This window comes from Gluconobacter sp. ESL1110, assembly GCF_058107395.1.
Genome location: NZ_JBYLUK010000008.1, coordinates 34,623 through 56,594, shown reverse-complemented (window position 1 = coordinate 56,594; position 21,972 = coordinate 34,623). Strand labels below are relative to the sequence as shown.

Genomic DNA, 21,972 nt, shown 5'->3' with positions numbered 1-21,972 from the left:
AAATAATCCCAATTTCTCTCGGATGCCACGGCGGAGAATGCCCACCAAAGAGCAGATAAGAGAGCAATTAACGCTCCACCGTTCGCTGTGAAAAAAGATAGCAGCATTGGAAAGTCCTAGGAATTTTATTTCCTAGTCACATTGTGTTGCGTCCAGACATTTCAAGTATGTTGATTGCTAAACATTTCTACCGTCCCCCACTAACCCCCGGCAGCGTCATACCAGCCCAGGAATCATACATACCGTTGCTGGCGCGGCTTTCTTTCCGCGCTTGGCCTGCCGTAAGCTTCTGGGTGTGTGTCGCAATCTGCTTTCCGTCCAGATAGACATGAATATTGTTCACGATGTCTTTGGCTAATTGCTTTTCGTCGGACAATGCCGCGAGGCCGGAGCCGACGACAAATCCCCCCGCCGCACCGACGGCCGTACCCGCGCCCGGTACGACGCTCGCGCCTACCGCGCCCACACCAGCACCTACCACGCCGCCAGCGATCATGTGGCGAAGCGGAGCGGGGATATAGCTGTAAACAGCACCAATTCCCTTTGCGATACCTGTAATAATCGAGACCAAAAGATGAACGTCATCACCGAACTGGCGCACATCCCCGGGATGAGACTGGACGTATGATGTAATGTCCTGAAGTGCCCCCGTCATTAGCTGAACGGACTTCACTACAGGTGTCATCATTGCTGTTGATGTGACGGCTTCGAATGCGCGCCATGACTCTGTGAAAGAGGCAAACTGTGCGCCCGGAGCATTCTTCAGATAGTCCATCAAGGGCGCATTGCCCTGCTGCTGTTGGGCAAGGTTCCGCTGGTATTCGCGAGAATACAGCGCTGTATCAGCCGAAAGGGACGCCCCAAGCCTCTGAACGGTGCTACGAGAGAAAAGATTGCTCAACTCCGCGATTACCGATCCGCGATCAGTGAAACCATGGGATGATAGAGCCGGAACGAGCGTGTCGTAATACCATTGCGCAGGATCACGGATCAGTTCGTCCCGGTTGGTCACATTCCCTTTCGCATCACGCAGACCAATCCGGGCCTGCTCTTTGGCATATCGCGCATTTCGCGTGTTCGGCGCGGGCGACAGCATAAGCTGATCAAGTGAAGACAGTGCAGTGCCAGCCCGGCTTTCCTGCATAACCCGCATGATGGAAGGGAGGCGAGCCGTCAGAAAGTCCATGTCGGACCCACTGGCACCAACGCCATACTGGCGAAGGCCGGTCAAATACTTAGGTAGGTCAAACGTGCCCTGCATCGCAAAGGCTGTCTGGGACAATTTGTCGATAAACGTGTTGAGTTTGTTGACGTCCAGTTCGCCGTTCTTACCATTCAGGCCTGAGATTTCACCCGACTGAATTGCTGCCTCGACCTGCTGAATGGCGTTTGGGCCAGCCCCGCGCATTGCGAATATCTGACCCGCACGCGCAAGCGTTGGTGTCAAAGCCAGCGCCTCGTTCGCGTCTGCTGTAATGCCAGAGGCACGCGCGGTCATTTCGAGCGTTCCCGCATAGCTGGCGCCTGGTACTGTCCGAACAGAGTTCAACGCCAGATCCTGAGCGCGCCTGATCTGCTCGTCACTCCACAGTCGGCCATTGGGTCCATAGGCATGCGCCATCATCGCAGCTGTGTCGCCTACATCCTCTCCCTGCCGAAACATGGCGTGGATGCCGTGAGCCCCACCGTAAATTCCAGCGAACGCAGCGTACGGCCCTACGGCGCGCGTCATGTTACCCGCAATTGTCGCTGCTTTGCCAAGACTCGTATTCCGAGGGAGTGAGACAGAGCCAACAGGGATGGGATCAAACGGCATTTCAAAGCCGTTATTAGGTAGATTGGTTATACCCCCTCCGCCAGATCCTGAGCCAGGAACGAGAGTTAGGCCACGCTGAGGACGAGAAGGAGGAAGCGGCCCATATGGAGCCCCAACAGTAATGCCGGGCCCTCCCAGAATACCGTTGCCGGGCATTCCCGCCGTAGACGTGCGCATATTGGCCGATGGATCATATGCAAGGCGCAGATCAGGGGCGGGGAGTAACAGTTGACCCCGAGCATTCGTTTGCTGAGCCGCAGCGGTTGCAGCCGCAGCCATCTCAGCCGCAGAAGTACGGCTGGAGGAGCGGGACGTAGATGTACGCTCTCCACCGTCAGATGCACCACCAGACGCAGCGGGGGCCGGACGAAACCGCCCGGAGGCAGAGGCTACATCCCGAGCGGCTTTGGCGGCCCGCTCCAGATCAGACGCCAACCCGCCAGCAAGCCGACGAGCACCACCGAGAGACGAAACCATGGAGACAAACCCCATGTTCACGTCTTTCTGCCGCTCAAGAATACGATCCATTCCACGCAGCATTTCGCCAATCGGACCGGAAACCTTCGTTGCATCCGCGACAAAGGATACGCCAATCTGATAGGCTTCGATGCTCATGATGATTCCTGAAAGAAAACGTGGCTAGACGCCGTTACCGATCAAATAGCGCCGGAGGTGCCGGGCTAATTGTACTGCTGGCTATTGCCGCAGCTATCAGCGTAGCAATCGCACTTGTGGGTATTGCTATAGGTGTTGCAGTTACGAGTATTGCCCTACAGTCACTGTGGTGGTCTTGCCGGATCACATGGGCGGAATTTACGGTCCAGAAGTGGCCGGATTTCCCCGAACTTTGGGTCTTTAAGGCGCTTTCCGCATGGGAAGACGGCAGTCAGCAGCCAACTTATGCTCCAATGAGCGCGCGCCCAGTCAATGCCGCGACACGCTCAGGTTTAACATTCGAAGTTGAGTGCGCAGCGGCGTTCCGCGCTCGAGGTTGGCACGTCACTACGACACCCGCATCGGGGGATCACGGTGCTGATCTGATTGTGCGGAATGGGAGCCGGATCGTAGCTGTCCAATGCAAGAATTACAGAGGCAGAGCGGGGAACCGGGCTGTTCAAGAGATTTACGCAGCCAGAGCCTACTACAATGCGCACGATGCCGTTGTGATCTGCCCCGGAGGGTTCACGAAGCACGCAGAGCAAATGGCTTCACGTATTGGAGTCAAACTGAAAACTTCTCCATAAAAAAAGCCGCCCGGTGCGGGCGGCTTCTAAGAGAAGATACGGGCTCTTATTGTGAGAATCCGGGATTGGGATGAGGCTTTCCAGGCGGGTAGACCGGCTCTCCAGTCTCCGGGCAAATGTAGATATAAGGTTTCACAGGACAAGATTCATCCGCTGCATGCGCAGCGGGTGCAGAGATAAGGGTGCCCGCAGTCAGAGCAAAAAGAAACACTTGAAGCAGCAAGATTCTTTTCTTCATGACGTTCACTCTCTGATTTGTTGTTTGCCGCTCATGACGACAACCAATTCTGGTCACAGGTTTTCGAGTCTATGCAACAAATAATGTCTATTTGTTAACGAATATGACCAACACTCGGATTCCGCTTTAGACGCAAGGCCTTCAAATCTCATCTTCATCAAGGCGCATATTCGGTAGTGGCCTTCCTTCAAGCACCCGAACAATAACCTTCGCCACCCCCTGAGCCACACGATCCTCATTCCGATGCGCGGCAACCGATAGTTCCGGGCGAGGGGGCTGATAGTTGGCCTGCTCCAATCGGCCCATTTCGAACACAACGGCCTTGATGTCGTCCGACCCGATAGAAGCGTGAACTCGCAAAGCCGGTTCTGACACGCGGGTGCCGTAGCTGTCCCGCATGTCACCCGTACGCAAGCCGGGATCGTCTGGGGTAAATCCCTGGCGAATACGGTCATCAATCGTGCTGTCAACAAGCGGGGCAGTCGGCAGTCCGCTCTCTGGCCCGTCCAGATAGTGCCCAAGCTGTGCTTGCGTTTCCACCTTGATCCGGTCCGCGCCATCCTGCACGCCGCGATGAACGGCCTTAGGAAGGGAGGGCAGCACGCGCTCTCGCATGAACTGCTGAAACGAAGCAATGTCTTTGAACTGCCTCATCCGCCCCTCCGATGGAATGTCATGGTGTCCCAGTCGCACACTTCGCCGTTCATTTCCCGGAGCGCCACGCAAGCGGCCATTCTCCGGGCATTGGACCAGCCTTTAGCCACGTCCCACGCTATCCCGTGGTCTGCCAGAAACAGCAGCTCCTGAAACAGCGGGGACCGGCTCAGTTTTTTGCCGTGTCTTTCGCGGCTTCATCGGCCTTTTCAGGAGCAAGAATCTTCTGAAGCTCTACGACGCCAGTGTTTCCGATCTTACGGGCCAGTTCCTTCACCTCGTCCTTGGTAGAAGGAAATTGCACAGGAACACCATCCACACTCGTGACGGTCGCAATCATCTGAGCATAGCCGAGCCATGCGCCCGCAGCCGCGCCCGACATAGCCGAACCGGCAGCCTCGATCAGATCCAGCATATCGCCCGGATCGATCTCTTTCAGTCCAAGTTTGCGGCCGTCAGGGAGGGTGATTTCAGAAGGAATGCTCACGAGATTTTTGTCCTCAGGGATGCAAAGAAATTACAGGTTTGATGGACCAAGCCCTCGGCCTGCCACGGGTCAGTGGTGAGAGAGAACGACATGGGGGCGTATTCCCACGTTGTCGTGGATCCATCAGGCTCGCGGATGTACTGGTAGATCTTGCCAGTGTTGATTGTTCCCGCGTTCCAGAAGCCGCTTTCGATGGCTGCCACCAGATTATCCAGAGCCGCATTTGCACGCGCGATCTGGAATGATCCACGCCAACCGTTCGGAGTGTTGAACTCGACCGGCGTGGAATTGAGCGGGTCAGCTCGCTGCTGGCGCACTTCCTGATTGGCCTGAAAGCGCGTGACGTCACGCAGGTCAACGCGGGTGCCATTCCACAGGATCGTAATGCGGCAGTTCAGGCCAATACTATACGGATTTGCCATCACTTAGCTCCCGCTGCTGGTCGTGACAGTGACGGTCGTTCCGCCCTGCAGGTTGACGATGAATTTCTCGACGATGCCCTGATACCGAACGGCCACGTCAGCCTGGAGGTAACCAAGTGCTGTGCGTGCCTGACTGTTGTTCGTCGTGTCGCAGACCACTGTGTAAGGGATTGCGCCGCCGTAGAGGCCCAACATTCCCGCATCGAGCATGGTCTTGAGAAAGCCGAGCAACGTGGCCCGAACGTCTGCGAATAGGCCGTCGTTGATCACCTCACCGATATAGACGCCCATGCCCGTGGCGAGCGTTTCGGCAATGTAGTTGGTCAGGCGCGTGTAGTTGTCACCGCTGACCGATGCGCTGGAGGACGTGTTGTGACCCAGACGGCACGACCAGTACGAACCACCCGGAGAGGGGTTGGCGATCACGTCGATCCCGGCCCCGAACAGCGCTGTCAGTTCTGCGTCAGAGTAAGTAAGAGCCTGGCTGGTTGAGGTAAGGCCGGATTTCTGACTGCCAACCACTCCATAGAGCTGTTTGTTCAGAGATGACTGCTCTGGTGAAAGGGCCGCCAGTCGGCCGGCAGCCCAGAAAGATGGCGGCAGGAGCATGGTGCCGTTCGTGTCATCGTTCCAATAAAGCCAGTCCCCATGCATGACCTTGAGAGAATACGAACCCGTAACGCCAGCAGAGGCGAGGCCAGATACAGCGTTCGAAATCGACATTCCCGAAGCGAAGGACGTCACCATGTAGGTTCCTTCACCAAGCCCAAAAGCCTGCTGCGTGGTCCACGACGCTGCGTCCGTTAGGCCAGCAAGAACGCCAATCGCACATCCGCTGTTACGCAGAGCGTACATACCTGTTCGGGTCGCCGTACTGTCAGTCCCAAGGAACTGAGCTGTCGTAGGCACCCCTCCATCGGATCCGCCTGAAAGCGTGACAGTGCCAGCAGTCAGCGCAGGGACCGTGCTTGGCACAGTCGCGACCACCAGAGCGGACGCGTCTGCAACGAAAGCGGCTGCGATTGCTGTCCAGGTTGTGCCCGTATAGCTTGATGTTCCGAGCGTTGGGTGGGAGACCGTCAGGACGTAATTGCTCCCCGATCCCGCAACAAGCGTTGCCGTGATGGCATTGCCCGCCGCACCGGTGCAAACCGCAGTCAGCCCGACCGTTCCGAGTGTCCCTGTCGCCGCCTTGTCGGTGCCATCCGTCACGCGAACGCAGCGGAAATCGCTGGCACCCTGCAGAAGCGCCACGTTCACAGCAACGCCGATATTCGTGGCCAGAGCCTGCTTAGTGCCAAATGCCGCCAGATAGTCGCCCATACCACCGATGATTACCGGCTTGCCGATAGCGCCCCACGAGGCGGTACCGACAACGCCGAGGCGGTTGGAAGACACGCCATTGAGAACGGTCCGCGGCTGTACGATCTGCACATACAGGTTCGGAACGGTGATGGCTGTCGTGTTCAGCGAACCATCCTGATAAATTTTGACCACCAGTTATTCTCCTGAGACAGGCACCGCGTAGGCGCGGATATTTGGGTCATCTGTCGTGGCGATTGGCGCGCCAATCTCATATCCGTAACCGCCCCGGACCACGACGTAGGTTACGGCACCGGTGTCGGAGCCTGACGTTGCCGAACCTACTGCGTCAGAGGATGTGCCGCCCGACGTCACAGTAGTTCCACCACTCGTGACCGCCGCACTGGACGTGCTTGAACTCGCGCTGACAGAAGAAGTGCTCCCGCCAGACGATACTGTCGTCTCGCTCATATTTTTTCTCGCTATTGGGGGAACGCAGCCAGATTGCCGCCAGCGTCCTCGATCACGTTCCCAGCCGCGTCCATCGCCAGGCCGGAGTAGGGCTGCTGTGCCAGCAACACGAGGTTGCCCGCCGCATCCAGATAAACTGTCTCGAAATTGTCCGTGAGAACGCCCGTTGTCGGCAGGACTGAGCCGAACGAATGAAGCGCCAGACCCGCATGCGTTACGACGTTATTGTTCCCAATGCCCCACAGCATCTGAGGTGCCGTCTGTGTCTGGATCGTGTCGTAAGTGACTTTCCAGAGTAGATCACGGCGGTAGATGCTGCTCGTCTGCTGGGTGTCGACGTCCTGCGCGCCCGCAAACTTGATCTGCGAAAACGTGCCGTCCGTGTTCGGGATGAACCATTGCGCTGAAGCTGCGGCTTCAAGAGCGGACCCGAGAGCATCACGCCCTTTCCACGAGCCAGACCAGAGCGAGACCCGAAACAGTGTCTCCTGTCGTCGTGTAACTCGCTTCTGCGTGCCAATCCCGCCTGTCCGCGCGATGATCTGACGGGCATTTGGCACGATGACCATCGCCCCACGCGGGTAGGCTTCTTCGACCTGCTGAGCTAGCGCCATAGCGATCGTAACGGCCGTATCATCAGCTGTGACAGCGTACGACACAGACGTTGCGTTTGGCGTGTCACTTCCGTCCTGAAACAGGATCTGAGCGCCCACGATACCAGCAGGCGTGACATCATCCGGGATCGACACCGTCAGAGTGTTGTCGTCCACGGCGAGGATCACCGTGCAGCCCGAAATAGAGACCGTCCGCCACGGGTAATCCAGCGCGCTATCAATGCGCTTGTAGCTGGAACCCATCGGCATGACAGTGACGTAATCAACGCCCTTGCTGAGACCGCACGCCCCAGTCTGATCAGAGGGCAGCAGCCATCCGCGCCGGATAATTGTTCGCCGTCCACTGATAGATGAGCCTGTCAGGCCGTTCGGGTAAAGCAACCCCGCCAGCGTCATCGCCAGAGCGGTAGAAGTCGTTCCGATATCTGCCACATCACACCTGTTGAACGCGCATGAGGCATTTGGTCCCGTACTGCGAGACTTCCACGCCCTCGATCACGTAGGACCGGCCCAGATCATCCGTGGCAGTCATATAAACCTGCGGGTTGAATCCGGGCATGACTGGCAACAGAAGCTGATAGACCGCTGCCTTGATGGCGCCCGGAATAGAACTGCCGGACGCTTCGCCACTGCCTTTCAGCAGGATGGAGCAGGGCCAGCCGGTGGCCACGGCAGACGCACTACCGCCTCCGGATGTGCCGTAATCGTCCTGATATCCGGCCAGCGGGCAGGCGGATGAACTGTCATTCCCCGTCGCGCCATCCCCTGACGACGCATTCCCAAACAGGGAAATCGTCCGGTTACACAGGATGCACAACGGCGGCTGAAAAGCCTCGAAACGAGCAACGAAATAGTTCTCGCCGCCCGTGACAAGAATATCCCCGGCCTGAACGTCCGTCGTATCAAACAGCCCGAACACCGCAGGCTTTCCCCACAGCGTCGGAGCCTTGAACGAAAACCCGGCATCATTGTTGAACGCCGCCAGAAACGAAGCATGCGGCGAGGCGAGGGGCTCAGTCAGGCTCGTCGGACGATACTGGATCGTCTCAGCCCCGATGCGCTTGGCAGCCTTGCCGTAGCCACGCGCCGTCAGGGCCTGCAATCGAGCCTGATCCATGGGTTATTCCCCTTCGGGCTTATCGGGTGGAGGAATCTCAGGCGCCGGTTCTGGCTCAACCTCTTCAGGAGTACTGACCGGCACCGCTTCCGGCACAACTCCCTCATGATAGGCTGGCTGGCCCGGAGAAAGCGCGGTCGTGCGTCCCTCTGCCGGCGTCAGGTTCCCCTTGCTGTCCACAAGGTGGCCGACGGCAGCATTGGAGCCCGTGACGCGGATCACAGTCTCGCCTTCAAGTGGAACATTCCCCGGCTTAGCCTCTGCAACGTCACCGAACGGGTGCTTCAGGTGATCGTAGGTCTGCGCGATAGCCACCACGAAGCCGTCCCGGATATGAGCCCAGGCAGTACGCGGAATGGCGTAGCCGGTCGCGGTCGTGATGACCGGATCGTCAAGATTTTCCATATCTCACCTCAGATGATGATTTGAGAAGACGAGTTTTGCAGGTCAGGTCCTGGCAGTATTCCGAGGAACCCGCAGAGGCGACGACGCCAGAGATCGTAAAGTCCCATCCGGTCCGACACCTCGTTGCGATTGTGCTGCCAGACAGCAGCCCTGTCCGTGTCGAGATTGTCAGACGCCCCGAGAATGGCCGTTTCAAGCGGATAAAGCTGAGACAGATAAAGCCGGACCTGCTGCAATTCCGGAGCGGCAAGATTGTTCATCCGCCATTCGTTCTGCCCATACGCCTCGAAAAAACGCCACGATGACCGGCCGGACGCATCGGACCCGATTGCGGGGTAACCGAGAAAGCGGCGAATATCCGTTTTCTCGGCATCCGTCAGTGGTCCTGTGGTGAGACTGGCACTTCCAGACATTCAACAGGCTCCCAGTTGGCCCCGCGCTCAATCAGTAGAGCAATCGTGACGGGATTAGTGACAACCTCACCCGCTTCCCAGTGAAACACGCCTTTGTTGTGAACTGCCTCAATGAAGCCGTGCGGCGATGTCAGACGAATTGAAGGCGGGAGAGGGGGAGCGTCACTACTTCCCCCTATGGTTGCCGCCCTGACGTTAGGACGGCGGGCCATCAGTACGTCAGGCCAAGCGCATCAGTGCCAAGGCTTTCAATAACGACACCGCGCTTGAGGTAGCTGTTCGTGGCAGTCGGGATAATGTCTACGCTTGCCGTCATATCAGTTGGCAGCGCGAAACCGCCGATCCAGTACCAGGATTGCGCAATGATCTGACGCAGACGATCCAGAGGCTCACGAGTGACCATAGCCACGCTATCGATCATCTCGATCAGTGCACGCTCTCCGTCAGGAATGTCGGAGTGGCCCGTGTTGGCGTAGTCGCCTTCAACCAGCGCGCCCTGACCCACCAGAAGTGCACGGTGGATGGCGCCAGCTCCAAGCGATTTCTGCTGAGGCGCTTCGGTCGTTGGGATAAAGCGCACACCAAGTAGCTCAATCACCTGCCCTGAACGGTATTCATCCGAACCGTAAGCGCCACGATAAAGCAGCTTGAAATCATCATCCCGAAACAGCGACAGAAGCTGAAGATCATCCAGATAGCAGTGATACGCACCATTAATCATCGGCACGTTATTCCGGCGCAGTGTCGCAACGCCAGCAAGAACCTGTTGGACGCCAAGGGTGTCAGCTGCCGTCGTCCCGGTTGATGTTGCCAGGGCGGCAGTAGTCAGGCGGCCGTTCGGACGAATAACCAGCGGAGCCGTAGCGGCGACGACCGCCTGGCCAGCTGTTCCATCTGCTACGGTAACGTTGGCAGAGAACGTCAGAGTACCTGAAATCCCACCAGGCGCAGTGGAAACGTTCGTTGCATCAGCCGTGACCCCAACGAGAGTGTAGCTATCGCCTCCCACTGTCACCAACAGGCTGACGCCAACTCCAACGGCGGCAACCTGACCATTGACAATGGCGCGCTGGAATCCACGGATATCGTCCACATTGACCGTGTTACCAGCAGCCCCCAGCGTTTGCGTTACGCGAGTATTACCGCCCAGGTAGCCACCGACGCCGTTCATTGCGCCACCAAAGAGCGCATTTCGAGCCAGGCGGTCGATAGACTGCATGGCCTGGATGCCGTTGGTGTTCGCATTCGCGAGGAACTGGGACGCAATCCCGACGCCGCTCGTGACCATATTCAGGTCAATCGTATCGCCGTACTGATTGATCGTCAGGGTATATTGCTCGACGTTCCAGCCCGTGGAAGTCAGACCGTTGTCAAAATTGGTGTTTTGCGCTGGATTGAGGGGCGTGGTGACAGGAGCCTTGAGGCTCTTTCGTGTCTTGGTCAGCGTCTCACCAATCGCGTTCGGGAAAACTTCCCGATCCGCAACCTGACGGAAACCGAGACGGGACTTCAGCCCATTCTCAAACTCGCGGGCCAGAAAGCCCTGCTGAATGGCGGCCTGAAGTTGGACTGGAAAATTCTCAATACCCATTTGGGCGTGTCCCTGTGTCTGTTGATTCTGATTACGTGCCATCAGGCACAGTCACGCCGAGCATCAGCCAGGCGGGGAAACTCGATTACTTGGAGGCGAGGAACTGGCGCTTCTGCGCTTCATAGTCCTTGCCATCCATCGTGCGGGCATTGACTGGCTCAGATGCCCCCGGCTTAGGAGCAGGGGCAGTGATCGTCCGCCCCTGTTCGGCGCCCGTTTTCGGTGGCTCACCAAAAAGATAAGCACGCTCCGTTTTCGCGGCCTCAAGTGCCTCTGCCAGCCCTTCGAACTTGCCATCTTCGCCACGCCTGACCGCTGAAAGATCGACCAGCCGAACCACATCAGCGGGGTTATGCGCACCGAGCCGGGTAGCAAGCGTTTCTGCCTGCGCTTCCATAACTGCTCGCTCACCAGCAGTTTTGAGCTGCGCCAACGCCGCTTCGTGATCTGCTGTGGCCTTTTCCGAGGCCGTCTTGGCTTCCGCGAGTTGCGCCTCAAACGCATTCTTCTGGGTCTCAAGCTGGCCCTTGAAGCCGTCGCGCTCTTTGCGGGCGCGATCAACGTCCGCATGGGCATCTTTTAGTTCTGCTCGGATCGCCTTGATATCAGCGCGCGCGCGTTCAAGCTCTCGGACCGTGTTCGGGTCGATGGGGTTTTCTTCGGACATCAGTCCCTCATGTGGATTACGGCATCAGCCGCGTGATTACGCTGTCACCTGATGGGACAGGGTCTTGCCGGCGTTGCTGTCTTTGCGGGTCGTTTCAGCACTTTTAGCTAAACGGGTACCCTTGGACACTTCATCGCGGATCTTCGCCCACTCTGACGCAGCATCAGCAATGCCAATGCGGGCTGAATAGATCGTGCAAGCCGTTTCGTTGCTGATCAGGCCGCCATCAACGGCTGTGACCAACCCTTGCGCCAACTGGAGCAGCTCAGGCTCGGTTGGCGCAAACCACGGAGGCCAGTGCAAACCGATCCCAGACGGGTCAAGGTTCGTGACGGCCGTTCCGTCGATCTTGAGGCCATCGTTCACAGCGTGCGTAAACTGACAGATCATCCTGAGCAGATCGCACAAACCCGCTCCGTAGGACTGCCGAAGACGATCAGCCAGCCAGATCAGCGGCAGGCACATCATCTCCATCGCGCGGCCCGACTGCGCTGCACTGATCTTGTCGGCATGCGCCCGGTTTCCATGGAGTTGCTCAAGCACGATAGCCCGCAATTCCCGGTAATGCCCGAGAACCGCCTCAGCCGCGTTGCCGTTGATCTCCAGCAGCTTCGCATCTCCCTCGGGCGGGAGAGTCAGAGCCGATGAAGCGCCACCCTCACGAGCTGGTCCGCCAGGCATGGCACCCGTCTTGAGAACAAGCGTCGGGTCGGAACCGTATTTCAGGCCACGCCCTGCCTGAGACAGGAGATAATCCGCCTCAATGACCGTATCGATGGCGCGTTCAAACGTGCAGTCTCCATCGGGATCACCGAGACTGCCGCCAAGGTTCCGGATCCACACGATCGGTACGAAACCAAGCCCATGACGAACCGAACGGCTTTTATCCCGCTCGCCCGGGGCGTCGGCGGATACCGGCCAAGGCGTGAGGATCTCGCAGTCGTCGGCGGTCCATGTCCGCTGCCACCAGTGGTCAACGGCCATTCGGTCTTCGGGGATCGCAAACCCTTGAGCTGCAAGATCACGACCTTTGACGGTGTATCGCTCACAGACGGACGTCAGCTCACCGTTATCCGAGCCCCAATGTGGGGTTAGAAACGCCGTATCAAGCAGCGTCAGGCGAGGGATATTCTCCGCAACTTCCGCGAGAATGGCGACAGACCCAACCGAACCCTCAATGGCAGCTTGATTGAAGAGCTGTTCCAAGCCTGCACAATGAGAAAACGCTGTTAGGACCTCAACTGTCTCAGGACTGTTCGCAACGAAAGACGGCCAGTGCGTATCCCCGAACAGCAGGGAAACGCTGTCCTCTACAACGGCTCGGCACATGTTCGTTCGTACTGATGGGCGACGGCGGGAAAGGGGAATATATTCACCAGCCCCGCTACGCTCCGTGGCGAAGTCATTCGGTATCCTGTCGTACTGCGAACCGTTCAGCACCCGCCGCAAGGCCAGCAGTCGCCCGCATCGTGCCGGTTGCCCTTTCGGGTCCGGATACGTGCTTTTGAGAGATAGCCAGTCCATGACTTGCCCTTAACGGCCGAGAGAGAATGATGTTGGCTGCCAGGCGGCAGGACCGATCTGCTTTTCAAGCATCAGTTCAGTTAAGCCCCAAACCAGAGCATCAGCCCGGTCAGGTGATTTCGAGCCCTGATAGCCAGCCGCAGAAAACTGGCACATTTGGTCCTCAAGGTCGGGAAAGCGCCCGTGATGAACGACCTTGCCTTGCTCATAGAGTGCCGCCACAGGCTCAGCCCGAGCAGCCTTGCCACGCGATGCCGTCACCAGCTTCACCGGCGCAGTCGGCCTCACTGCTCGGATCGTATTCTCCACCATCGCACCGCCGAAATTCTTCTCAGCAACGATCCGGTCGGCTTTCCAGAGATCCAAGGCATCCAGAGCGGCTTTCGCCCACTGAGCAGGGCCCATGCGCCCCGTCAGATCGGCAAGAACGCGCCCCACGCCGTCACGGTCCAACCCACAAACGGAAATCCCAATCTCGTCAGACCGCTTGTCTTCCTCGCCTGCACAACCCGAAGGATCGACCGACACAACAATACGCTGCATCTGGGAAAGGATTTCCGCCCGGTTCGCATCCGCTACAGGCGCGTCCCGCTTGATCCGATCCAGCGTCCAGAGCGCACCTTCAATGGCGGTCTGGTAGTTGCCATGGAGGAAGCGTTGCCGCTCTTTCTCAGGAAGTCCTTCGAGAAAGGCCAGATATTCAGGCGTCAGATTATCCCGGTTTGCGTCCGGGTTAATCTGCATCGTCGCATACGCCTCCGGGTTCGGAAGAGGCTGCCCGGATTTCGGCTCGACCTTGCGCTCGAATACCCCGTACAGCCAGTGAGACGTCGTAGGCGGGTTGGCGTCGATGTACTCTTTCGGCGCCAGGCAGGTTCTCTGCGCCAGTCGCGTCAGCAGCATGTTTCGTGCCGCATAACTGATCTGGCTCGCCTCGTTCATGTAAACGGTGGCGAATTCCAGACCGAGGATCTTTTCCGTCCGGTCCGAACTGTCCAGCCCGTGAAACAGGATCTCTGAGCCGTTGGGGAACCGCACGTACCAGTCAGTCTGATTCAACGTGTAGGGCAGATCCGGAAAGCAGAGGCGCATCACCTTCTTGAAGGTGTCGTTGATGACCGTCGCTTTGAGGGCGTTAAACCGGTGCCTGAAAATACCATGCCGTGAACCGGGGGCTTTGACCGCCCGGATCACAATAGCCCGCACCAGTAGAAACGTCTTGCCGGACCGAGAGCCGCCACGGAGCAGAATATGCGTCGCAGGCGAACCCAGTAGCCGGTTTGCCTCGGCCTGTGCAGGGTTCAGCTTTGCGACCATAGTTACAGCGCGTCGTCGTCCGATGTGATGTTGATGCCGATTTCGCCTGACGTCTCCAGCTTGTCTTTGAACATGCCAAGATGCCGCCCGAGCTGCGTCAGTGCACCGAGCTTGTCCCACAACTTAATCTTGGCAACATGCTCAACTTCTTGCCCCTGCGTCCCCGGTACCGGCTTAACCACCACCTCGATCGAGGAGATCCGGGCCGCAGCATCCTCATCCATGTCTTTCGGACGTTTAAGGGAGCCATTCTCAGAAAAGATTGCACGAATGTCGCCAAAGCCAAGCTTGGCCAACTCTTGCAAGACCCGGTCCTGAGTAATTTCCGTTCGCTTGGAGCGACGCCCTTGCGCCTCAGAAATCGCATCTTGAATTTCTGGTTTCTGGAGGTTTTCAGAGCCGATCTTAGCTGCCGTCTTCTGGCTGTACCCGGCACGCAAAGCAGCCTGAGTTGCATTCAGATCGACAAGGTATTCCTCAACGAACCGCGCCTGCTTCGGCGTTAGGTTCGCCATTGTTCGCTCCGGACTTTAGAGAATTTCACAGTCGTATGGGGAATGCCGCATTTCAAAAGCCCGAGCCTGAACCTCTTTCGAGATCCCCACCTGAACCCGCGCCATCAAAGCACCAAACGCCAATCCGCCAGCCAAAACGACAGACGAGACCGGAACGCCAAACGGCACACACCTGATTACATAACCGCTATCAACCTGAAGGCTGAGCGCTTCAAACCAATCCAGCGCCACATCGGCACGATGGCGAGGGCAGGGACCACCCTCAATCGGACAAATCGCAACGCTTCGATCAGTGACCGAGGCGACGAGATAACGCCCATTACGCCACCACACCACAGATCCAGTCTGGATGGGTGACGGCATGAGTTTGATTGTCCAGTGATGACGCTAGGCGCAGGTGTCGCAGCGTGAAAAAACAATCTCACATCTGTGACACAGGTACAAGCACTTTCTCAGCCCTCAGCTCAGCCTGTCGTTGAGTGCGCTTGAGTTCGTAAAACTCAGTGAGCTGCTGAAGAACGTGAGCGCACCGGCCCGATACTTTATGGCTCGCCTGCGCGCGGCTGACACCCGGATAAAGCAGGGCGCCCATTGCCGAAAGCGATAGCTCTTGAACCAGCATCCAGTTCAGGATTTTGAACGAGCAAAGCCCAAGCGAGTTGGACACTTCCCGAAGATGAGCGCTCGCACGCCCGCGAAAGATCAGCCACGAAACAGCGTCGTGTTTCAGCGCTTCTTCCTGCTCAACGTGCCGCCGCTCAGAAACGGGCAGGGCTTCGAAATAGCCATTCCGTGCCAAGTCATATTCCCGCTGCCATTTCTTGGCCGAAGCAACATCGTCGCCAGTAATATCGCCCGCCATGTGAAGCGTGTTCACGACGGTAGCTTTTGCTCGCCGAACCTTCTTTCCGGACCCGACCGTCTCATAATCCCCCTTCGCCATCCGCTCGACCGTAGGCGAGTTATCCTCTGCTCTCGGCAAAACGAACGCCGTTTTTCGCGTCTGTTTCGGAGTGGAAAACTGGCGAACAGTTTCGGCGAGTCCGTCGCGGGATGTCAGGGCTTTTGGCATGGCAGAATCTTAGTACAGGCCAAGGTCGCTGTACAAGGACAAAACGACACGATGATTGGAGATCATACCCATTGCGCTCAGCTCATTTTGGGTGAAGACTTTCGTTGAGGCCCTGCAACTCCACAGGACATTGCTATGTCATTTGGGAACAACGCGTTTTCTGCGCTGACGCACTTCGCCCTTGCTTATCAAATCGCTGAGTGGGGTTGGGTTATTGGCCCGCACACTTATGGGGCTCCATTAATCCTAGAAGCTGGAGAAGCTCACCTCACAATCGGCGACTACTGCTCCATTGGACCGAATGTCACAATCGCTCTGGGCAATCACCGTGCCGATCTTGTGACGACATATCCGTTCAAAACTCTTTCCCAGTTCTGGCCGAAAGCTGAAGACGGGGAAGGGGACCATTCATCAAAAGGCGATGTGGTCATCGGTAACGACGTCTGGATTGGATCTGGCGCAACTATCCTCTCCGGGGTCACGATAGGCGACGGAGCAATTGTTGCAGCTGGTGCGGTCGTGACCAAAGATGTCGCCCCCTATGGCATAGTAGGGGGCAACCCGGCCAAGCTGCTCAAATTCCGCTTTTCTGAAAGCGTTATCGCACGATTACTGGCGCTAGCTTGGTGGAACTGGCCAGAGGAGGTTCTTCAGGAGCGCGTAAAGGATCTTATGAGTGGAGATATAGAGGCGTTTTTGGATCAGTACGAGCCAAACAATTGACCACTCAAAAAACAAAATCAGGCTGGGCCTACGACTGCTGTAAATGCGGGGAAGGGCGCTTCATTTGGAGTTGAGCGCCCGAACGGGGACCTGCATTACTGCTACGAGTGTTGGCCGCAGCGTGAAAATGGAGACAAGAAATGATGAAAATTAAAGTTGGAGATTACGCCTCGGACATCCATGACGGATCGCTAGAAAGCGTCATGAAGGTGACAGGTCACGATGCGAATAACCACCTTGGAATTTGGTACAAAGGCACAAAAGAAGTCGGGTCCGGATCAATTCCGAATGATCGTGTTGGGCCAGGGTGCGATCCAGATCATGACGTTCATATCACGGAATACACTGACTAGGATCGGTAACGTAAACTTCACTCCCAACCGCCGTACTTCCGCCCAAGGGTTCAGGAACCAAGGGGGCGGTAAGCTCTCGTCACGTTATCGCCGCGACGCCGCACATTTTTCTTGAAGCCGCTGCATAGCGTCTGGCGGCATTGGTGCGGTCATCATGGTTCTGTAGTTCATGCAAGCCGCCGTCTCGTGCTTCGGGGGCTCATGTGAATGACAGGTACACCCTGCGAGAAATACCACGGTTAGGGATGTGAGAATGCGCCGCATAAAGCCCTCCTAAGTTTGGTAGCATTTGGTAAAGCGCAAGATTGTCCGTTAAGTTTGAAATCCAAGGTCTCATGACTTCCGAATGCCCTTACAAGCCTCAGAGCAATACCGGACCTGATCCCAATCCTTCGCCCACTTCCTGCGCCAGGTGAACGGACGGTCGCAGACAGGGCATATCTTTGAGGGAAGATCCCGCTTGGGCGGTTTGGGAGCAATCTTGCCTTTGCCGCGCGACATTCACTTTACCTCGTAAGGAAAGGGTGCACCATTTGGCATTGAACGCCCAAATGGGGATCTGCCCTACTGCTACGAGTGTTGGCCGCGGCATGATATTAAGGACCGTAGTCCCAGCCCAGACCTTCAAAGTGAGCTGGATTAACATCGTATATTTTGTATTTAGAGAGACTTTCTATCGCTTTATCTATTAAATTTACAAAATCCTGCGCATCGGTGAAGTAGTTCTTGAAAGCAAATTTTAACTCCTTTTCACCCTTAGCTCTAACCAATACAATATCAATATTTGGAAATTCTCTCTCAAGATTAAACAATTCTAATAGGGCTGTTGATTCATATCTATGGGGATAGATTTTTAATTCTTTGTCAAAAACTAATATATAATTTCCATAATTTTTTGTTTTTGCTTCGTCAGAGTTAGTATTTTTCAATTTCCCCCTTAACTGGAGCTCTGCATCCAGTTCGACGAAAGTCTGTACCAACTTTCCATTATCCCAATCAGGGAAACAAGATCGGCTTTTTTCCTTTGAGCGGGCAATCATTTCGCTCGCCAAAGCCATAAAATATTCATATCGCCTATCGCCCTTCTGGAACTTGGGCTGACTGGTTGTGATATTCCCTATAACTTCATTTGCTGTAGCCCATGCATGCTGGGCTACAGTTCTATACTGGATCTCAATTTTTAAACCCTTTAAATGCTCACCATAGGGTGAATTGACATCATATGAATATATATCATGTATTCCCCTATAACCTGTGGATTTCGGGCGGAATATATAATCATACTTATTAGGATCATTAACTAATTTATGGCGAAATCCGCCTTTATGCATCTCATCGCGAAATCTATTAAGAGATGGTATATCCTTAAATATTAACCGACACCCCGCGATGTCATCCATTCTCGCTAGGTTCATATCCGGATATCGCTTTAATTTATCGAATATTGTATTTTTTCTTTTGTGCCTTTGGGCTACAATTACACCCTTACCTCTAGCCCTGGCCCTAAGTAAAGATTGAAAAGTGTTGAGTACAGCACCATGTGCAGAACGCCATGTATCAATTACTTCAACATCTTCTTCTGTTTCTAAATTATCCCTGACAGATCTTCCTGCTTTTGTTATTCTTTTCCGCGTTGGAAGCTTGGTCGGGGATATTAACGTCATGTAATTTAGGACTCTATCGAGTCTCTCCTCTCGTTCGAGGAGTTCATAAATCGTTACATTCGACACATCAAATCCCGTCGCACTTCCGCCCAAGGGTTCAGGAACCAGGGGAGGGTTATGGCGTCACCTCCGTTGTTCCACCATAATCGAACATATCCGGAGAAGCGTCATATTCGCTCTCTGGTGATTTCGACCCACCATCTACCGTCAACGAACGGTCATCGCGCTCAGCGCTCAACTGTGACGCTCTCAGGGCCATATCCCGAACCTGACGCGCTCGCAGTCTCGCACAAGCCGCGTTCCAGTCGATTGCCGGAAGCAGGTTATGCGCCGAGGTATCGACGCAGTGCGGCCAGACGTCCGTTTCTGGCGGAATTTCGCGGGTTTCCATGGCTGGAATGGTAGTACAGGCACCGAGTTCAGTACAAGGAAAATCGCTCTGTTTTTGGCTATTTTCTGCGGATTTCATCCGAGTTCCTCCACACCTTCGGCAAGTGCCTGTCTGGCCATCCGCGCAGAGCGAACAACAGCGGCGATTTCCGCATCCGTCGGTTTCTGGCGCTCGCGCCGCTCAGGAGGTGCTTCGACCATCGCAAGCATGGCCTTGAGCGATGAAACCTCGTCCCTGATCCGATCGGCAAAGGGCAGGAGGTGCGTGTGCAGTTCTCCCGGTGCAGGCCAACGCGAACCAACCGGATAGCCATTCCGGTCCGGCTGACGTGTCCAGGCCAAACGGCTCTCCGGGTTCCAGGCTCCGGACGGAATATCGCCGCAGACCTCGAAAATCACCTCCGCCAAATCGCGGGAAAGCTCTGCCGGCGCGTTCGTGACCAGCTTCGTGAGCTTCATCAGCCACGATGCCACGATGACCGGGTTCGGGGGCAGGGATGCCCGTTCTGCATCGGCGAGTTGCTTGCGAATGGCGCGGACACGATCGGGCGTCAGATCAGACCGCCAGAGATACCCTTCGCGCTTGGCTGCAATCAGCGCTTTCAGGTCGCCGGTGGCTGGCGTGTAGGTCGGGGCCAGGACAACCGCCCCGCTGCTTTTGGTTGCGATGCTCATGCTCAAACCCCCTCGATGTCGGGAACGCCAGCCCATGCGGCGTTGACGGCGGCTCTGCGATCAGCCTGCGTTGCACGGGCAGTTGGCCGAATGTCCTGATCCCGCCTGACCCAGTTCCGCCAGGTTGCATCCCAGTCCAGTTTTGATCCTCGAGAACCCGGAACGCCGAGCCAGTAGTCGCGGAACACGGCAGCCGTCTTCACCGGGTCCACGCCGTTTTCTCGGGCAAACTGGATTTGCTCAGGGGATGGGTGCCAGTTCTCGGGAAGGCGGCAAGCCCGCTTGGCCTTGGTGGGTTTCGTGGCGACCGCGACAGCCTGACCGGGCGAAGCGTCGCCAGACGCGCTTTCTAACTCACGCAGTGAGTTCTTTCTTTCTGTATCTGCTTCTGCTTCTGCTTCTTGGTGTTTAAGGGTGGGGGTTACCTCTTGGTTAAGGGTGGGGGTTAACCCCTTGTCTTCTTCCGGCTTAACCTTAGTTGCCTTCTTCGGCTTGATCTGGGGATTACCCCCTTTCTTACCGTTGGCTGATGCTTCGTCGCTGATGGTCTTATCCCTGACCATACGGCGGCTATAGATCGTGCCATCGTCTGAACGGCTGAAAACTCCGTTTTCTTCGAGTTCAGCAACCAGCTTGTTAGCATCTTTTTCAGAGCAGCCCAGGACAGCCGCGAGCTGCCTCATGTTCGGCGTGCGACCGTTTACCAGCAGGTGTCCGACCGGATTTGCATCTGCCATCAGGCACAATATTTCGATCCATGCACCACGCGCTGCGAGGGAGCACATTCTCAGCGCAGGATCACGTTGCCAGTCTTGCCACCAAAATTTTGCCCATCTGCGCGCGCTCATGCCATCACCTCGCCACGCAGAGCGATACCCTCACGAGCCAGAAAGCCCGTCACATCCTCCAGGGACCGGCATACGGCCACGGATGCACCAGCAGACTTCAAGCGCTTGTGCAGGTCTCTCTGCTCTTTCTTTACGGTACCAGTTGGCGTCTTGATCTCGACGTAAAGCGTTCGTCCGGCGTGCGTGAACTGCATGTCCGGCACTCCGGGAATACACCCGCGCGCCTTACGCCTCGCACCTTCTCGCAGGCCATTGCGTCGGTTCTCATTGCTCCAGGCCACGACGTCATCTGGCAATAAGATCTGAAGCGCTCGCCAGATGTATGTATGAAGCCGGTCTTCCTCGTGCGTCATGGCTCACATCCCCAAGGCGCGACGATAGACGTCAAGAAGCGTCTCTTGTTCTTCCAGATCGGCCGGTTCCTGCTTTCGCATCCGGATGATCTGCTTGATCGTTTTCACGTCAAATCCGGCCGACTTGGCTTCTGAGAAGATGTCCTTGATATCCCCCGCGAGCGCCTTGCGCTCTTCATCCAGTCTTTCCACTCTCTCAATGATCGAGCGCAGCCGATCAGCGGCAATCCCGCCCTCAGAAGCGCCGGAATTGTGGCCTGTCATGTCTTGGGTCATAGCGCCATCTCCGGAATGTGAGTTGCAGAGGCATGGACACGGCCCCCGATCTGTTCAGCGAGAGCATCAGCGATGCCCTGATAAGTCGTGCTTCTGAGTTTCCAGCGGTCTTCTGACGGTGGCAGGAGATGCACCCGCGCATACGTCCTTCCACGACGTCTGTCGGAACCAGTGGTGCGACATTTCCAAGCCAGAGGCATGTTGCCTTCGTCTCGCCATGTCCGAACATCCAAGGCTGAATTATTTGGTCTGGCTTACGCCACATGGTGGACATGATGCTTACCGGGTTTTCGATGACCTTTCTGGGAATGGGGCATCTCGCCAACGCCATGAAAAATGCCACCGAGGCCTGCTGCCTGCCATCAAGACGCTTCGCAGCAAAGTGCCTTGCCCCACTGACTGAAAGGTCTGTGCAAGGCGGATGCGCGATCATCAGATCCCACGGGTAATCCAGAACGTCCCGTACATCGCCCTCATAATGAGGGCCCGGCTTCTCGGTAGGGAGCAGATCGCAGCTCATGGCATCATGTCCACGTTCGAGAAACGCATCCCTGACAACGCCGCTGTATTCACAGGCAACCAAGACACTGAGTTTCTGCATCATCGGTTCTGGCCTTTCATCGGGCGGATCGTTTCAATCACGACGTATCCGAGGGCGTTCAGCACCCGATTGCGTGAGTCTGTGCGGCCGTTATTTACGGCTTGAGAAATGTCGGACTGGTTGAGGCCGCGCAGTCGGGCGAGGGCGTGTTGACCTCCTGCCATCTCAACTGCGTCCGCGATTATTGATTTCGCTTCTGTAATCGGTCGGTCAGTCATCG

At 56.4% G+C, this 21,972-nt stretch carries 30 protein-coding genes; 3 read left to right on the top strand and 27 right to left on the bottom strand.

Annotated features, from left to right (window positions below; all coding sequences use genetic code 11):
• Positions 1 to 187: 187 nt before the first annotated feature.
• Positions 188 to 2,431, bottom strand: a complete 2,244-nt coding sequence (locus AC3B6F_RS08830) for a hypothetical protein (RefSeq protein WP_489824067.1) — start codon at positions 2,429 to 2,431, stop codon at positions 188 to 190.
• A gap of 293 nt (positions 2,432 to 2,724) precedes the next feature.
• Between AC3B6F_RS08830 and AC3B6F_RS08825 the strand changes: the two genes are divergently transcribed.
• Positions 2,725 to 3,060: a restriction endonuclease gene (locus AC3B6F_RS08825; protein WP_234931000.1), complete on the top strand. Its 336-nt coding sequence runs from the start codon at positions 2,725 to 2,727 to the stop codon at positions 3,058 to 3,060.
• Positions 3,061 to 3,439: 379 nt separating this feature from the next.
• Here the strand turns inward: AC3B6F_RS08825 and AC3B6F_RS08820 are convergent, their stop codons facing one another.
• From AC3B6F_RS08820 to AC3B6F_RS08740, 17 genes are all read right to left on the bottom strand, one after another.
• Positions 3,440 to 3,952, bottom strand: coding sequence for a hypothetical protein (locus AC3B6F_RS08820; RefSeq protein WP_489824066.1), 513 nt, complete (start codon positions 3,950 to 3,952; stop codon positions 3,440 to 3,442).
• A 169-nt stretch (positions 3,953 to 4,121) separates the two neighbouring features.
• Entirely contained in the window at positions 4,122 to 4,439 is a 318-nt protein-coding gene (locus tag AC3B6F_RS08815) for a hypothetical protein (RefSeq protein ID WP_489824065.1), read from the bottom strand.
• On the bottom strand, positions 4,436 to 4,861 hold the full coding sequence (locus AC3B6F_RS08810) for a hypothetical protein (RefSeq protein ID WP_429956114.1): 426 nt from the start codon (positions 4,859 to 4,861) through the stop codon (positions 4,436 to 4,438). The genes AC3B6F_RS08815 and AC3B6F_RS08810 overlap by 4 nt, the downstream gene beginning before the upstream one ends.
• A gap of 3 nt (positions 4,862 to 4,864) precedes the next feature.
• Positions 4,865 to 6,358, bottom strand: coding sequence for a phage tail protein (locus tag AC3B6F_RS08805; protein WP_489824064.1), 1,494 nt, complete (start codon positions 6,356 to 6,358; stop codon positions 4,865 to 4,867).
• 3 nt (positions 6,359 to 6,361) lie between these two features.
• Positions 6,362 to 6,634: a hypothetical protein gene (locus AC3B6F_RS08800; protein ID WP_489824063.1), complete on the bottom strand. Its 273-nt coding sequence runs from the start codon at positions 6,632 to 6,634 to the stop codon at positions 6,362 to 6,364.
• A gap of 11 nt (positions 6,635 to 6,645) precedes the next feature.
• Complete coding sequence (locus tag AC3B6F_RS08795) at positions 6,646 to 7,680, bottom strand: hypothetical protein (protein WP_489824062.1); 1,035 nt, start codon at positions 7,678 to 7,680, stop codon at positions 6,646 to 6,648.
• Between the two features lies 1 nt (position 7,681).
• On the bottom strand, positions 7,682 to 8,365 hold the full coding sequence (locus AC3B6F_RS08790; protein WP_489824061.1) for a hypothetical protein: 684 nt from the start codon (positions 8,363 to 8,365) through the stop codon (positions 7,682 to 7,684).
• Between the two features lie 3 nt (positions 8,366 to 8,368).
• Entirely contained in the window at positions 8,369 to 8,770 is a 402-nt protein-coding gene (locus AC3B6F_RS08785) for a hypothetical protein (RefSeq protein WP_023942238.1), read from the bottom strand.
• Between the two features lie 8 nt (positions 8,771 to 8,778).
• Positions 8,779 to 9,183, bottom strand: a complete 405-nt coding sequence (locus AC3B6F_RS08780) for a hypothetical protein (RefSeq protein ID WP_023942239.1) — start codon at positions 9,181 to 9,183, stop codon at positions 8,779 to 8,781.
• The gene (locus tag AC3B6F_RS08775) at positions 9,147 to 9,395 is read right to left on the bottom strand and encodes a hypothetical protein (protein ID WP_023942240.1); all 249 of its coding nucleotides are present in this window, start codon (positions 9,393 to 9,395) and stop codon (positions 9,147 to 9,149) included. Before AC3B6F_RS08775 ends, AC3B6F_RS08780 begins: the two co-directional genes overlap by 37 nt.
• Positions 9,395 to 10,774 carry a hypothetical protein gene (locus AC3B6F_RS08770; RefSeq protein WP_034880208.1) on the bottom strand — a complete coding sequence of 460 codons (1,380 nt, stop codon included), beginning with the start codon at positions 10,772 to 10,774 and terminating at the stop codon, positions 9,395 to 9,397. Before AC3B6F_RS08770 ends, AC3B6F_RS08775 begins: the two co-directional genes overlap by 1 nt.
• A gap of 85 nt (positions 10,775 to 10,859) precedes the next feature.
• Positions 10,860 to 11,441, bottom strand: a complete 582-nt coding sequence (locus AC3B6F_RS08765; protein WP_023942242.1) for a phage scaffolding protein — start codon at positions 11,439 to 11,441, stop codon at positions 10,860 to 10,862.
• A 36-nt stretch (positions 11,442 to 11,477) separates the two neighbouring features.
• A complete protein-coding gene (locus AC3B6F_RS08760) occupies positions 11,478 to 12,965 on the bottom strand; it encodes a phage portal protein (protein ID WP_023942243.1) in 1,488 nt (495 codons plus the stop codon).
• 9 nt (positions 12,966 to 12,974) lie between these two features.
• Positions 12,975 to 14,282 (bottom strand): phage terminase large subunit, encoded by a 1,308-nt coding sequence (locus AC3B6F_RS08755; RefSeq protein WP_023942244.1) that lies wholly within the window; start codon positions 14,280 to 14,282, stop codon positions 12,975 to 12,977.
• A gap of 2 nt (positions 14,283 to 14,284) precedes the next feature.
• The gene (locus AC3B6F_RS08750; RefSeq protein WP_489824060.1) at positions 14,285 to 14,797 is read right to left on the bottom strand and encodes a terminase small subunit; all 513 of its coding nucleotides are present in this window, start codon (positions 14,795 to 14,797) and stop codon (positions 14,285 to 14,287) included.
• Positions 14,798 to 14,812: 15 nt separating this feature from the next.
• Positions 14,813 to 15,160 (bottom strand): hypothetical protein, encoded by a 348-nt coding sequence (locus tag AC3B6F_RS08745; RefSeq protein WP_489824059.1) that lies wholly within the window; start codon positions 15,158 to 15,160, stop codon positions 14,813 to 14,815.
• A 58-nt stretch (positions 15,161 to 15,218) separates the two neighbouring features.
• A complete protein-coding gene (locus AC3B6F_RS08740) occupies positions 15,219 to 15,869 on the bottom strand; it encodes a hypothetical protein (protein WP_489824058.1) in 651 nt (216 codons plus the stop codon).
• A gap of 135 nt (positions 15,870 to 16,004) precedes the next feature.
• Here AC3B6F_RS08740 and AC3B6F_RS08735 point away from each other — a divergent pair, with 135 nt between their 5' ends.
• The gene (locus AC3B6F_RS08735; RefSeq protein ID WP_489824057.1) at positions 16,005 to 16,592 is read left to right on the top strand and encodes a CatB-related O-acetyltransferase; all 588 of its coding nucleotides are present in this window, start codon (positions 16,005 to 16,007) and stop codon (positions 16,590 to 16,592) included.
• Positions 16,593 to 16,732: 140 nt separating this feature from the next.
• Positions 16,733 to 16,945: a hypothetical protein gene (locus AC3B6F_RS08730; RefSeq protein ID WP_489824056.1), complete on the top strand. Its 213-nt coding sequence runs from the start codon at positions 16,733 to 16,735 to the stop codon at positions 16,943 to 16,945.
• 333 nt (positions 16,946 to 17,278) lie between these two features.
• Here the strand turns inward: AC3B6F_RS08730 and AC3B6F_RS08725 are convergent, their stop codons facing one another.
• The 9 genes from AC3B6F_RS08725 to AC3B6F_RS08685 form a co-directional block, all read right to left on the bottom strand.
• Positions 17,279 to 17,446, bottom strand: a complete 168-nt coding sequence (locus tag AC3B6F_RS08725; RefSeq protein ID WP_489824055.1) for a DUF2256 domain-containing protein — start codon at positions 17,444 to 17,446, stop codon at positions 17,279 to 17,281.
• A 95-nt stretch (positions 17,447 to 17,541) separates the two neighbouring features.
• Complete coding sequence (locus AC3B6F_RS08720; protein ID WP_489824054.1) at positions 17,542 to 18,675, bottom strand: RelA/SpoT domain-containing protein; 1,134 nt, start codon at positions 18,673 to 18,675, stop codon at positions 17,542 to 17,544.
• A gap of 49 nt (positions 18,676 to 18,724) precedes the next feature.
• On the bottom strand, positions 18,725 to 19,078 hold the full coding sequence (locus AC3B6F_RS08715) for a hypothetical protein (RefSeq protein WP_489824053.1): 354 nt from the start codon (positions 19,076 to 19,078) through the stop codon (positions 18,725 to 18,727).
• Positions 19,075 to 19,674, bottom strand: a complete 600-nt coding sequence (locus tag AC3B6F_RS08710) for a hypothetical protein (protein ID WP_489824052.1) — start codon at positions 19,672 to 19,674, stop codon at positions 19,075 to 19,077. Before AC3B6F_RS08710 ends, AC3B6F_RS08715 begins: the two co-directional genes overlap by 4 nt.
• 2 nt (positions 19,675 to 19,676) lie before the next feature.
• Positions 19,677 to 20,522 (bottom strand): hypothetical protein, encoded by an 846-nt coding sequence (locus AC3B6F_RS08705; protein ID WP_489824051.1) that lies wholly within the window; start codon positions 20,520 to 20,522, stop codon positions 19,677 to 19,679.
• The gene (locus AC3B6F_RS08700) at positions 20,519 to 20,875 is read right to left on the bottom strand and encodes a VRR-NUC domain-containing protein (RefSeq protein WP_489824050.1); all 357 of its coding nucleotides are present in this window, start codon (positions 20,873 to 20,875) and stop codon (positions 20,519 to 20,521) included. Before AC3B6F_RS08700 ends, AC3B6F_RS08705 begins: the two co-directional genes overlap by 4 nt.
• A gap of 3 nt (positions 20,876 to 20,878) precedes the next feature.
• Positions 20,879 to 21,151 (bottom strand): DUF2312 domain-containing protein, encoded by a 273-nt coding sequence (locus AC3B6F_RS08695; protein WP_489824049.1) that lies wholly within the window; start codon positions 21,149 to 21,151, stop codon positions 20,879 to 20,881.
• The gene (locus AC3B6F_RS08690) at positions 21,111 to 21,755 is read right to left on the bottom strand and encodes a hypothetical protein (protein ID WP_489824048.1); all 645 of its coding nucleotides are present in this window, start codon (positions 21,753 to 21,755) and stop codon (positions 21,111 to 21,113) included. Before AC3B6F_RS08690 ends, AC3B6F_RS08695 begins: the two co-directional genes overlap by 41 nt.
• Positions 21,752 to 21,970 (bottom strand): helix-turn-helix domain-containing protein, encoded by a 219-nt coding sequence (locus AC3B6F_RS08685; protein WP_489824047.1) that lies wholly within the window; start codon positions 21,968 to 21,970, stop codon positions 21,752 to 21,754. The genes AC3B6F_RS08690 and AC3B6F_RS08685 overlap by 4 nt, the downstream gene beginning before the upstream one ends.
• Positions 21,971 to 21,972: the final 2 nt, after the last annotated feature.

What these genes read in the sequence shown, in the direction of transcription:
- AC3B6F_RS08830 (WP_489824067.1), bottom strand. Translation starts at nt 2,431, where the DNA reads ATGAGCATCGAAGCCTATCAGATTGGCGTATCCTTTGTCGCGGATGCA.
- AC3B6F_RS08825 (WP_234931000.1), top strand. Translation starts at nt 2,725, where the DNA reads ATGAGCGCGCGCCCAGTCAATGCCGCGACACGCTCAGGTTTAACATTC.
- AC3B6F_RS08820 (WP_489824066.1), bottom strand. Translation starts at nt 3,952, where the DNA reads ATGAGGCAGTTCAAAGACATTGCTTCGTTTCAGCAGTTCATGCGAGAG.
- AC3B6F_RS08810 (WP_429956114.1), bottom strand. Translation starts at nt 4,861, where the DNA reads ATGGCAAATCCGTATAGTATTGGCCTGAACTGCCGCATTACGATCCTG.
- AC3B6F_RS08800 (WP_489824063.1), bottom strand. Translation starts at nt 6,634, where the DNA reads ATGAGCGAGACGACAGTATCGTCTGGCGGGAGCACTTCTTCTGTCAGC.
- AC3B6F_RS08790 (WP_489824061.1), bottom strand. Translation starts at nt 8,365, where the DNA reads ATGGATCAGGCTCGATTGCAGGCCCTGACGGCGCGTGGCTACGGCAAG.
- AC3B6F_RS08785 (WP_023942238.1), bottom strand. Translation starts at nt 8,770, where the DNA reads ATGGAAAATCTTGACGATCCGGTCATCACGACCGCGACCGGCTACGCC.
- AC3B6F_RS08780 (WP_023942239.1), bottom strand. Translation starts at nt 9,183, where the DNA reads ATGTCTGGAAGTGCCAGTCTCACCACAGGACCACTGACGGATGCCGAG.
- AC3B6F_RS08775 (WP_023942240.1), bottom strand. Translation starts at nt 9,395, where the DNA reads ATGGCCCGCCGTCCTAACGTCAGGGCGGCAACCATAGGGGGAAGTAGT.
- AC3B6F_RS08770 (WP_034880208.1), bottom strand. Translation starts at nt 10,774, where the DNA reads ATGGGTATTGAGAATTTTCCAGTCCAACTTCAGGCCGCCATTCAGCAG.
- AC3B6F_RS08765 (WP_023942242.1), bottom strand. Translation starts at nt 11,441, where the DNA reads ATGTCCGAAGAAAACCCCATCGACCCGAACACGGTCCGAGAGCTTGAA.
- AC3B6F_RS08760 (WP_023942243.1), bottom strand. Translation starts at nt 12,965, where the DNA reads ATGGACTGGCTATCTCTCAAAAGCACGTATCCGGACCCGAAAGGGCAA.
- AC3B6F_RS08755 (WP_023942244.1), bottom strand. Translation starts at nt 14,282, where the DNA reads ATGGTCGCAAAGCTGAACCCTGCACAGGCCGAGGCAAACCGGCTACTG.
- AC3B6F_RS08750 (WP_489824060.1), bottom strand. Translation starts at nt 14,797, where the DNA reads ATGGCGAACCTAACGCCGAAGCAGGCGCGGTTCGTTGAGGAATACCTT.
- AC3B6F_RS08745 (WP_489824059.1), bottom strand. Translation starts at nt 15,160, where the DNA reads ATGCCGTCACCCATCCAGACTGGATCTGTGGTGTGGTGGCGTAATGGG.
- AC3B6F_RS08740 (WP_489824058.1), bottom strand. Translation starts at nt 15,869, where the DNA reads ATGCCAAAAGCCCTGACATCCCGCGACGGACTCGCCGAAACTGTTCGC.
- AC3B6F_RS08735 (WP_489824057.1), top strand. Translation starts at nt 16,005, where the DNA reads ATGTCATTTGGGAACAACGCGTTTTCTGCGCTGACGCACTTCGCCCTT.
- AC3B6F_RS08730 (WP_489824056.1), top strand. Translation starts at nt 16,733, where the DNA reads ATGATGAAAATTAAAGTTGGAGATTACGCCTCGGACATCCATGACGGA.
- AC3B6F_RS08725 (WP_489824055.1), bottom strand. Translation starts at nt 17,446, where the DNA reads ATGTCGCGCGGCAAAGGCAAGATTGCTCCCAAACCGCCCAAGCGGGAT.
- AC3B6F_RS08715 (WP_489824053.1), bottom strand. Translation starts at nt 19,078, where the DNA reads ATGAAATCCGCAGAAAATAGCCAAAAACAGAGCGATTTTCCTTGTACT.
- AC3B6F_RS08710 (WP_489824052.1), bottom strand. Translation starts at nt 19,674, where the DNA reads ATGAGCATCGCAACCAAAAGCAGCGGGGCGGTTGTCCTGGCCCCGACC.
- AC3B6F_RS08705 (WP_489824051.1), bottom strand. Translation starts at nt 20,522, where the DNA reads ATGAGCGCGCGCAGATGGGCAAAATTTTGGTGGCAAGACTGGCAACGT.
- AC3B6F_RS08700 (WP_489824050.1), bottom strand. Translation starts at nt 20,875, where the DNA reads ATGACGCACGAGGAAGACCGGCTTCATACATACATCTGGCGAGCGCTT.
- AC3B6F_RS08695 (WP_489824049.1), bottom strand. Translation starts at nt 21,151, where the DNA reads ATGACCCAAGACATGACAGGCCACAATTCCGGCGCTTCTGAGGGCGGG.
- AC3B6F_RS08690 (WP_489824048.1), bottom strand. Translation starts at nt 21,755, where the DNA reads ATGATGCAGAAACTCAGTGTCTTGGTTGCCTGTGAATACAGCGGCGTT.
- AC3B6F_RS08685 (WP_489824047.1), bottom strand. Translation starts at nt 21,970, where the DNA reads ATGACTGACCGACCGATTACAGAAGCGAAATCAATAATCGCGGACGCA.